Raw genomic sequence first — 8797 nt, 5'->3', positions numbered from 1 at the left:
TGGGCATCCTGGTCTACTTCGGCCTGGTCTCCCTGCTCATCACCTTCCTGGTCCCCTAGCCGCTAGCGAGCTCCTCTCAGAAGTCGATCCATGGAGCTGCACACCGCCGAGGCTCTTGTGCTGGACGTGCGGGACCTGGGGGACGCGGACCGCATCGTCACCTATCTGACCCGAGAGCTGGGCAAACGGGAGGGGGTCGCCAAAGGCTCCCGCCGTAAGCACAGCCGCTTCGCCGGCCAGCTCCAGCCTCTGGCCCGGGCTTCTATCACCTGGGTGGAAAAGCCCGGCCGCGACCTCACCCGCATCTCCAACGTCGAGCTGATCCGCGCCGCCGGCAAGCTGCAAGAAGACCTGGAGGGCATCCTCTTAGGCGCTTGCCTGGCGGAGCAGGCCGCCGAATTCGTGCAGGAGAACGAGAGCGGCGAGCTCCACTTCCGCCTCCTCGACAGCACCGTCGAAGCCCTCCTCGCCGGCGCCCCCCGCCCCCTGGCGGCGCGCTACTACGAAAGCTGGATCCTGCGCCTCGCCGGTATCTTTCCGCCGCCGGAACAATGCCCCCAATGCGGTGGACCGTTCAACGGCCGCGCCGTCCTGCCCCCCAACGGCGAAACCCTCCTGTGCTCCCAATGCGCCGGCAACGAGCCCGGCTCCCTGGTGGTCGGCGAGCAAGTCCTGGACTTCCTCACCCACAGCCTCCGCCGCCCCCTCCGCCGCCTCGCCACCGATCCCCCCACCCCCGGCGTCCTGACCAAAGTCGAAGACCTCACCACCCACATCCGGAGGGCGTTCCTGCAAGGGGAGCTGCGCAGCTTTCAGGTGTTGGAGAAGACGCGGCGGCAGTTGGGGGGGGAGTTGTGAGGGGAGGCGTCGGGAGAGGGAAGAGGCCTCGAGACCTCGTACGGCTACTTCAAAGCAGGCTTGGAGCCTCGGCTGGTGTGCCAGAGGGCTAGCACTTCCACCAGATCTTCTGATGGGTCTGCCAGGTAGTAGAGATGGTAGCGAATTCGGCTGAGTAAGAGGCGGCGGATTCCTGGGATCCGGGAATGGTGTACCGACTCACCGGCACCAGGCAGCTCAGAGATGAGATCGAAGGCTTGCTCGAGATCCTCCCGAACAGCTCCAGGTGCTTTGGGTCGGTGAGTTGACCACCATTGGTCTGCCCGGCGGATCTGGCGAGCTGCTTGAGGAGAGACTCGAATTCGGCTCGTCAAGCTCGCGAGCCTTTGAGCTCAGCGAGGAGACTTCGACCATCGACGAAATCTCCGTTGCGGATCGCCGAGAGAGCTTGAGAGAGCTCGGTCTCTTCCTGGGCAGAGGGCCGATAGCCTTCTGCCTCCGGGGCTAGAATAGTCACCGCAGTGCCCTCGGCGAGGTCTGCTGGAACTTCGACTTTTCCTGCGACAACCCGGCCAGTGAGTACTTTCATCCTGGCAGTATAGCGTTCTTGCCGACTCCGCTGCTGGTTGCTAGTGTTCTGCTTGACAATTCCCTTCCGCTCTCCCCGGTCTTTTCGCGCCGGACGGCGTTGCGCCTCCCCAGAAGAGCTCGGCTACTCCTGTGTCGCCGCGCCCTCTCGACCCCGAGAGATCCTAGGGTATTGCTGGAAGGCTTTCTTGAAACAGGAAAGGGAGAGCCCATCGTGTCGATAGAAGATTGGAAAAGTCTGGTGGAGCATTGGCTGGGGCCCGAAGAGCCCGAGGCTCCTTCCCGGCCGGGGACCGAGATCGCGGGCGCATCGCCGCAATCGCCGCCGACGAGATTCAAGCCCTGGACCGGCGGTCGCCGAGTGGATCCCGGAGCCCCCGAAGATTCCCAGCGCGAACCGGAACCGGTCTCCGGTTCGGGGTCCACAGCTAGCGTCTCAGAGCCGGTGGAGATGGTTCGAGAAGAACCCATCGACCCGGAGCGGCACGACGACGAGCGGGAAGACTTCGCCACCGCCTACGAGGCCTTCCGCAATCGCCTCACCTACGCATTCCCCAACATCCAAGCCCTCGACGCCGAGCAACTGGCCCTGGCGGCGAGCTGGATCGCGGATATGGAGCACATCGTCCTCGAAGCCAGGATCCGGGCTGAGGGCTATGCCCGCCACGGCAAGCATGAGCTCGCCAAGGAGGCTGCGGCGGCGCAGCAGGAGCTGACCCACTACAAACAAGCGTTTTTCGCCCAGAAGCGTCATCTGCAGCGAACCCAGCGCGAACAAATCGCCGCCATCAACCGCGAGCGCGACGCTCACCTGCGCCGGATGCGGGAAGAACGGCGCCGGATGCAGCGCGAAGCCGACGAAGAAATCCGCCGCCGCCGCGACGAGCAATGGCGCCGCGACCAAGAGCGCAAGAAACGCCAGCACCGGGACTTCATGCGGACCCTGCGGGGCGACCGCTTCCTGGGGTATGTGGAGGTGGATGATTGAGGTCCTTCTCCGCCTAGTCGGCAGGACCTCGGATCATCCGGAGAGGTCCGACTTGCGTCAAATCTTCGAGCCCTTGAAAGAGAATCCTGACCTGGCAGCTCTCTCTGAGGATGCCTTGGAGTGGAGTAGCTGAGCCTAGAAGACATCACCTTCTGGCTTAGTGCAGGCGTAGAGTGCCCAAAGCGAATACCCAGATACTCCAGACCCTTGCCAGGCTCGAAGAAGCCTTCGCGAGTCTGCCCATTCCTGCAGAGGGAGAGGTCGTCTACGACAACCGCCCTGAGCATCTCGAGTGCGCCCAGATCCGTAAACGCATTTCTGGCAGGCACTGGAGGGACATCACCGCAGAGGAAATAGCGAACGACAGCTCAGCCCTGTACTTCCTAACTCCGACTGCCTTCCGGTTCTACCTTCCTGCCTGGGCTAGGCTGAGTTTGGTGGCTTGGGACGATGTCGATCTTGCACCGATGGCTCTCCTGGTAGCTCTGGAGACTCCAGGGCTCGAGTCTCTGAAAGCAATCCACCGGGAGCGGATGGATGGTCTTGCCGAGAACCAGAAGGATGCGCTACGCGCTAGCCTGCAGCTTTTGCAGGAGCTGCATCCTTCGGAACTCTCAGCCCGGGAGATCCAGGCGGCAATTGATGGGATGGACCAGGATTCAGAGCTTGGACAGTGACCCTCTCAGCGCCTTTTTGGGGAGATGGCACCGAGAGCGCCTGGAGCGCTCTCTACCGAAGGCGATCCCCTCGAGAAGAATCCTCGCAGCTTCCTGGCGAGCGCCGAGGCGAGCTCGCTGAGCGAGATCTTCGTGGACGGATTCGAAGCCGGAGACGGCTCGTGCTGGACAAGCTCTGTCGGCTCCGACATCGGAGCTGGCACCGCGGATTGTTCGACCAACCCCTCGCTGGTGAGTGTCTACAGCTCCGAAGGGCTCCTCCACGCCGTCACCCACTTCACCGGTCCGACGGAGGAAGGCACTCGCTACTACTTCTACTTCGCCGGCAGGCCGGTGGCGCAGATGGATGTTCCGGTGGGCGGTGTCGCGGAGGTGAGGTGGTTGAGCGTGGATCACCTGGGCACTCCGGTGCTGGCGACGGATGCGGCGGGGATGGAGCTGTGGCAGGGCGGCTTCGAGCCGTTTGGCTCGGATTACTCGGGGGCGAGCGTGGCGGGAGTGGATCTGCGGTTTCCGGGGCAGTGGGAGGATGGGATTTGGGAGGAGGCGAGCGAGGGGGAGGGCATCGTATATAACCTCAATAGGTGGTACCAGCCTCAGGTGGGGCGCTACGGAAAGGTCGATCCACTGCTAGTTGTGCAAAGGACCGTGGTTGACCCCTTTATCTATGCTCTGAGTAACCCCACTAATCTGATCGACCCTGCTGGCCTTCAAGCCTGCAAGTGCAACGACGAATGCCCCGGGGGTGAGTGGCAGTACGAAGGATGGGGCTTTTCATTTGCAGCGGGAGGTGGCTTCTCACACTCACGGGGATCATTTAAATGTTTATCCAGCCCAATGGCAAAAGTCAAAGTGAAAGCCACCTGCTGGCTGGGAGGTCCTATACTCGGCCTCGGCATCGGCGTCGAAACAGGTACGCCCTTCGCACCTGCAGCTTGCGGCTGCTCTGAGGATGATTTGCTGGGTGACCAGAGCTCCATCGTGGGCAATGTTTTCTTCGTCACCGTCTCTGTGTCCGGTTGCGGCAAAGGGCCGCTCTCTACTGGAAAGCGAACCGTGGTAGTTGGCATCGCGAAGTCGCTAGGCGCAGGCATTGCCTATAGCACCTGCGATGTTCAGAAAAGGTAGCGAAGTACTCAATGCGAGAATCTAGTAATAAGAAACCCACCATCGAGCTTGATTCCTATAGGTGGGCAGTCAGGAGCCTCACAGCACTCGCGGGAGTCGCCTGGCCGGGGTTTCTAATCGCCGTGGTCTACGTTCAGTGGAATCTTCAGTTCCTTGAGAACGTTCTCCTCCTGCTTGGAGGCATTGGAATTCCCATCTGTCTATTCTGCCTCTTCCTTCTGTACCGCTCTCTGGAATTCGAACAGGCGTTCGAAGAAGACGACCGGAAGAGGCTACGTGCGGCAGTTTTGCTGACGGGGCCCGGTGGGGCCTTGCAGGTGGTGCTACACGCCCGGAAACTTCATCGAGCAGGCTTGGTTTGAATTCGCAGACGATCCGTTGGTGCCCCTCTCGAAACGCCGGCTCACAGCCATCACCCACAGCGGCCAGAGCCTCGACCACCCCAGATGCAGCGACTGCGACGCTAATGAGAAAGGGCTCCTGCAGTTTTTGGTGGATCGGGCTTGCAAGGGCGCTGGGAGGCGATGCACTCCGGGGATGAACCCCAAAAGTCTGGAAGAGAATTTTCGCCGGACTCTCGAACGCTATGACGCGCGTCAAGAGATCAACGAGCGCTGTTTTCGTGGCGGCGATCAGGGACACCGTACCGCGCAGGAACAAGCTCGTCGAGCGGCTTTGCGTTGCCTCGATTTCTTGACTCGTCTCCCTAGTTGGATGGTCCCCTGAGATCAATACGACTAGCGCAGAGCGGTTGTCCTACGACGACTTGAAGGTTGGGGAGGCTGTGGCAAATTTCGAAGAAGCCTTCGCGAGCCTGCCCATTCCCGCAGATGCGGAGATCGTCTACGACAACAGCCCCGAGCACCTCGAGTGCGCCGAGATCCGCCTTTGGTCCCGCCCCAGCCTTTACCCCAGCCCGCCAATTCGGTAGCGTCGGGGCTCCCTCTGGGGCCTGGAGCTCTGGGGCGGAAGCCACGAAATCTCTTGTACGAGGTCATCGACCATGCAGTCATTCCAGGATGTGATCCTGCGCCTGACCAACTTCTGGGCCGGTGAGGGGTGCGTGTTGCAGCAGCCCTACGATCTGGAGATGGGGGCGGGGACCATGCACCCCGATACGTTTTTGCGGGTCCTCGGGCCCGAGCCCTGGCGGGTGGCGTATGTCCAGCCGTCGCGGCGGCCGGCGGATGCGCGCTATGGGGACAATCCCTTCCGGCTCGGCAAGCACTACCAATTCCAGGTCATCTTGAAGCCCAACCCGGACGACATCCAGGCACTCTACGTGCGCAGCTTGGAGGCTCTGGGGTTGGACCTGACGCAGCACGATCTGCGCTTCGAGGAGGACAATTGGGAGGCGCCGACGCTGGGAGCCTGGGGCGTGGGATGGCAGGTGATGCTCGACGGCATGGAGATCACGCAGTTCACCTACTTCCAGCAGGCCGGGGGCATCGAGCTCTCGCCCATCAGCGCCGAGATCACCTACGGGCTGGAGCGCATCACCATGTTCCTGGGGCTATCGCGCAACGTCTACGACCTGGAGTGGGTGCCCGGCGGGCCGACCTACCGGCAGGTGCGGCATCAGGACGAGGCGGAGATGTCGCGCTATTACTTCGAGCTCGCCGACGTCGACTTCCTGCAGCTGCAATTCGACGGCAACGAGAAGGAGGCGCGGCGGTGTTTGGAGGCGGAAGCGGTGCTGCCGGCTTATGAATGCGCGCTCAAATGCTCCCATCTCTTCAACGTGCTGGACGCCCGCGGCGCCGTGTCGGTGACCGAGCGGGTGGCGTTGATCAAGCGGGTGCGGGATCTGGCGGTGGCCTGCGCTGAAAGCTACCTGGAGAGCCGGGAACGGCAGGGCTTCCCGCTCTTGCCGGAAGCCGCTGCGGCGGCGGGAGGTGAGGCATGAGCGCCAGCAAGCGCGGAGCGGGACAGGAGCCCAACGGTGAGCTGCTGCTGGAGGTGCGGGCGGAGGAGATTCCCACCCGCATGCTCGAGCCGGCGGTCAAGGAGCTGGCGGAGCGGCTGTTCGAGGATCTCACCACCCGGGGCTTGGGCCCCCGGCGGGTGGAGACGGGCTACACGCCGCGGCGCTTGATGCTGATCCTGGCGGGGGTGCCGGAGACCGAGCCGGACCGCGAGGAGCGCCTCATGGGGCCACCGGCGAAGGTGGCCTTCGATGGCGACGGCAATCCCACCAAGGCGCTGTTGGGCTTTGCCAAGCGAGTGGAGCTGGAGCCGGAGGAGCTGGAGCGCATCGACACCGACCGCGGTGAATACGTCTCGGCGCTGCGCTCCATCGTCGGTCGGCCGGCCCCGCAGGTGCTGGCGGAGATGGTGCCGGAGATTCTGCGCGAGCTGTCCTGGGCGAAGAATATGCACTGGGGCACCGGCACCGGGCCGTGGGTGCGGCCGGTGCACGGGGTGGTGGCTCTGTTCAATGGCGAGGTGGTGCCCTTCGAGCTCTTCGGCGTCGCCAGCGGCGACACTACCGTCGGGCACCCGGTGCTCTCGCCGGAGCCCTTTGCCGTGACCTCCGCCGAGGACTATCGGTCGAAGCTGGCGGAGCGGCAGATCGAGATCGATCCCCGGGAGCGTCGCCGGCAGCTCTACGAGACCATGAGCGACCACGCCCGGAAAGCCGGCGGCAGCCTGGTGGAGGACGACGAGCTGCTGGATCGGCTGGCGGCGGTCTGCGCCATCCCGGGAGTGGTGGCGGGGGAGCTGGAGGAGCGCTTCCTGGAATTGCCTCGGGAGGTGCTCATCGCCAGCCTCAAAGACCACCAGAGCGCCTTCACGGTGGAGGACGAGGCGGGCGAGCTGCGCCCGGCCTTCCTCACTGTCATGGACCGGCCCGACGATCCCATCGGCCGGGTGAAGGCGGGCAACGAGTGGGTGGTGGCGGCGCGGCTGGAGGACGGCGTCTTCTTCCATCGGGAGGACCGCAAGCGCACCCTCGCGGAGCGGGCGCCGGATCTGGAGCGCCTGACCTTCCACGTCAAACTGGGGAGCTACGCCGACAAGGCCCAGCGCCTCACCGAGCTCTCCCGCTGGCTGTGCGGGGAGCTGGGTTGGGAGGGCGAAGCGGAGGCCGCGGCGGAGGCGGCGGTGCTGCTCAAGGTCGATCTCGCCACCGAGATGGTGAAGGAATTCTCCTCCCTCCAGGGCGTCATGGGCGGCATCTACGCCCGGGAGCAAGGCCACGAGGAGGCGGTGTGGCAGGCGATCTACGATCAATACAAGCCCGCCTCCGCCGGCGACGAGCTGCCCCGGGGCCGGGTCGGACAGGTCACCGCTCTGGCGGACCGCATGGACACCCTGGTGGGGATCCTGGGCATCGGTCTCAAGGTTTCCGGCAGCAAGGATCCCTTCGGTCTGCGCCGCGCCGCTCAGGGCGTGGTGCGGCTGCTGCTGGAGGGAGATCTGAGGGTTTCGCCCCTGGCCATCGCCGAGCGCGCCCGCCAGCTCTACGGCGAGCGGCTGAAGCTCGATGCCGCGACCCTGCGGGAGACGCTGCGCGATTTCCTACTGGATCGGGTGCGCCATCTGCTGGGCCGCCAGGGGCTGGCCTACGACGAGATCGAGGCCGGTCTGGCGGCGGGTTCGGAGAATCTGCCGGACCTTCAGCGCCGGGTGCACGCGGTGCACGGCCTGCGGGAGCAGCCGGGCTTCCTGTCGGTGGCCTTGTCCGCCAAACGCATCGCCAACATCCTCAAGGACCAGCCGCCCCGGGAGCTCGATGCCAGTCGTCTGGAGGACGCGGCGGAGCAGGACCTCCACCGCGCCGCCGAGGCGCTGCAGAAGGACGTCGAGCAGGCGGTGGCGGCGGGAGACTACGAAGCGGCCCTGGAACGGGTGGGGGAGCTGGCGGATACCCTCGACCGCTTCTTCGACGAGGTCATGGTGATGGCGGAGGACGAGACCCTGCGCAACAACCGGGTCGCCCTGCTGCAGAGCATCGACGGGGTGATCTCGCCCATCGCCCACCTCACCGAGCTGGTGGTGGACAAGGCGGAGCACCGTGGCCGCGCCGAAGCCTGATTCAGAAGCCCCGGAGCCGGACAACAAACGCCGGCTGGCGGAGTTCTGGGACGGTAGCCGGGAGTACTACCAGATGGCGGCGGCGGCCAATCCGGAGGCGACGCCGGAACGGCGGGTGCTGCTGGGGTATCTGGCGGGCGGGGAGCAGATTCTGGATCTGGGCAGCGGTTCCTGTGAGAACGCCCTCTGGCTGCCGGCGGAATGTCGCTACATCGGCTTTGACGTTTCCACCACCGGGCTGGTGATGGCAGCGGAGCAGGGCCGTCCCGGCAGCCGGGTGCGGGGGGACGGGGAGAACCTGCCGGTAGCGGATGCCAGCCTCGACGCGGTGCTCTCCACCTACGCGCTGGAACATTTTCACGACCCCGGCAAGACCCTCTATGAAGCGGCCCGGGTGTTGCGCCCCGGCGGCCTGCTGCTGTTGGTGGGCTCGGCCTGGGATTTGCCCTACGAAATGCCCCCCAGCCTTCATCCCCGGCGCCGGCTGGAGGTAGCCCTGCGGCGTCTGGGACGGCAGCTCCTCTCCTTCCTCGACCGCCGT

General features: G+C 64.6%; 9 protein-coding genes. All 9 read left to right on the top strand.

Going from position 1 to position 8797, the window contains the following annotated elements:
• Nucleotides 1–90: 90 nt before the first annotated feature.
• Nucleotides 91–858 (top strand): DNA repair protein RecO, encoded by a 768-nt coding sequence (recO, locus tag SX243_23890; GenBank protein MDY7096028.1) that lies wholly within the window; start codon nucleotides 91–93, stop codon nucleotides 856–858.
• 1018 nt (nucleotides 859–1876) lie between these two features.
• A complete protein-coding gene (locus tag SX243_23885; GenBank protein MDY7096027.1) occupies nucleotides 1877–2413 on the top strand; it encodes a hypothetical protein in 537 nt (178 codons plus the stop codon).
• A 173-nt stretch (nucleotides 2414–2586) separates the two neighbouring features.
• Nucleotides 2587–3090, top strand: a complete 504-nt coding sequence (locus SX243_23880; protein MDY7096026.1) for a DUF6714 family protein — start codon at nucleotides 2587–2589, stop codon at nucleotides 3088–3090.
• 132 nt (nucleotides 3091–3222) lie between these two features.
• Complete coding sequence (locus SX243_23875; protein ID MDY7096025.1) at nucleotides 3223–4218, top strand: RHS repeat-associated core domain-containing protein; 996 nt, start codon at nucleotides 3223–3225, stop codon at nucleotides 4216–4218.
• 11 nt (nucleotides 4219–4229) lie between these two features.
• A complete protein-coding gene (locus SX243_23870) occupies nucleotides 4230–4580 on the top strand; it encodes a hypothetical protein (GenBank protein ID MDY7096024.1) in 351 nt (116 codons plus the stop codon).
• 422 nt (nucleotides 4581–5002) lie between these two features.
• The gene (locus SX243_23865) at nucleotides 5003–5149 is read left to right on the top strand and encodes a hypothetical protein (protein ID MDY7096023.1); all 147 of its coding nucleotides are present in this window, start codon (nucleotides 5003–5005) and stop codon (nucleotides 5147–5149) included.
• A 72-nt stretch (nucleotides 5150–5221) separates the two neighbouring features.
• Nucleotides 5222–6124: a glycine--tRNA ligase subunit alpha gene (locus tag SX243_23860; protein MDY7096022.1), complete on the top strand. Its 903-nt coding sequence runs from the start codon at nucleotides 5222–5224 to the stop codon at nucleotides 6122–6124.
• Entirely contained in the window at nucleotides 6121–8256 is a 2136-nt protein-coding gene (gene glyS / locus SX243_23855; GenBank protein MDY7096021.1) for a glycine--tRNA ligase subunit beta, read from the top strand. Before SX243_23860 ends, glyS begins: the two co-directional genes overlap by 4 nt.
• On the top strand, nucleotides 8237–8797 hold a 561-nt coding region (locus tag SX243_23850; protein MDY7096020.1), incomplete at its 3' end, for a class I SAM-dependent methyltransferase. The genes glyS and SX243_23850, both read left to right, overlap by 20 nt.

It is taken from the genome of Acidobacteriota bacterium (assembly GCA_034211275.1).
Classification (GTDB): Bacteria; Acidobacteriota; Thermoanaerobaculia; order Multivoradales; family JAHZIX01; genus JAGQSE01.
Note: the sequence above shows the minus strand (reverse complement) of the source record. Positions and strands in the feature narration are given on the sequence as shown.

Excerpts from the sequence above, each read along its gene's own strand:
- recO (MDY7096028.1), top strand. The coding sequence starts at position 91 with ATGGAGCTGCACACCGCCGAGGCTCTTGTGCTGGACGTGCGGGACCTG.
- SX243_23885 (MDY7096027.1), top strand. The coding sequence starts at position 1,877 with ATGGTTCGAGAAGAACCCATCGACCCGGAGCGGCACGACGACGAGCGG.
- SX243_23870 (MDY7096024.1), top strand. The coding sequence starts at position 4,230 with ATGCGAGAATCTAGTAATAAGAAACCCACCATCGAGCTTGATTCCTAT.
- SX243_23860 (MDY7096022.1), top strand. The coding sequence starts at position 5,222 with ATGCAGTCATTCCAGGATGTGATCCTGCGCCTGACCAACTTCTGGGCC.
- glyS (MDY7096021.1), top strand. The coding sequence starts at position 6,121 with ATGAGCGCCAGCAAGCGCGGAGCGGGACAGGAGCCCAACGGTGAGCTG.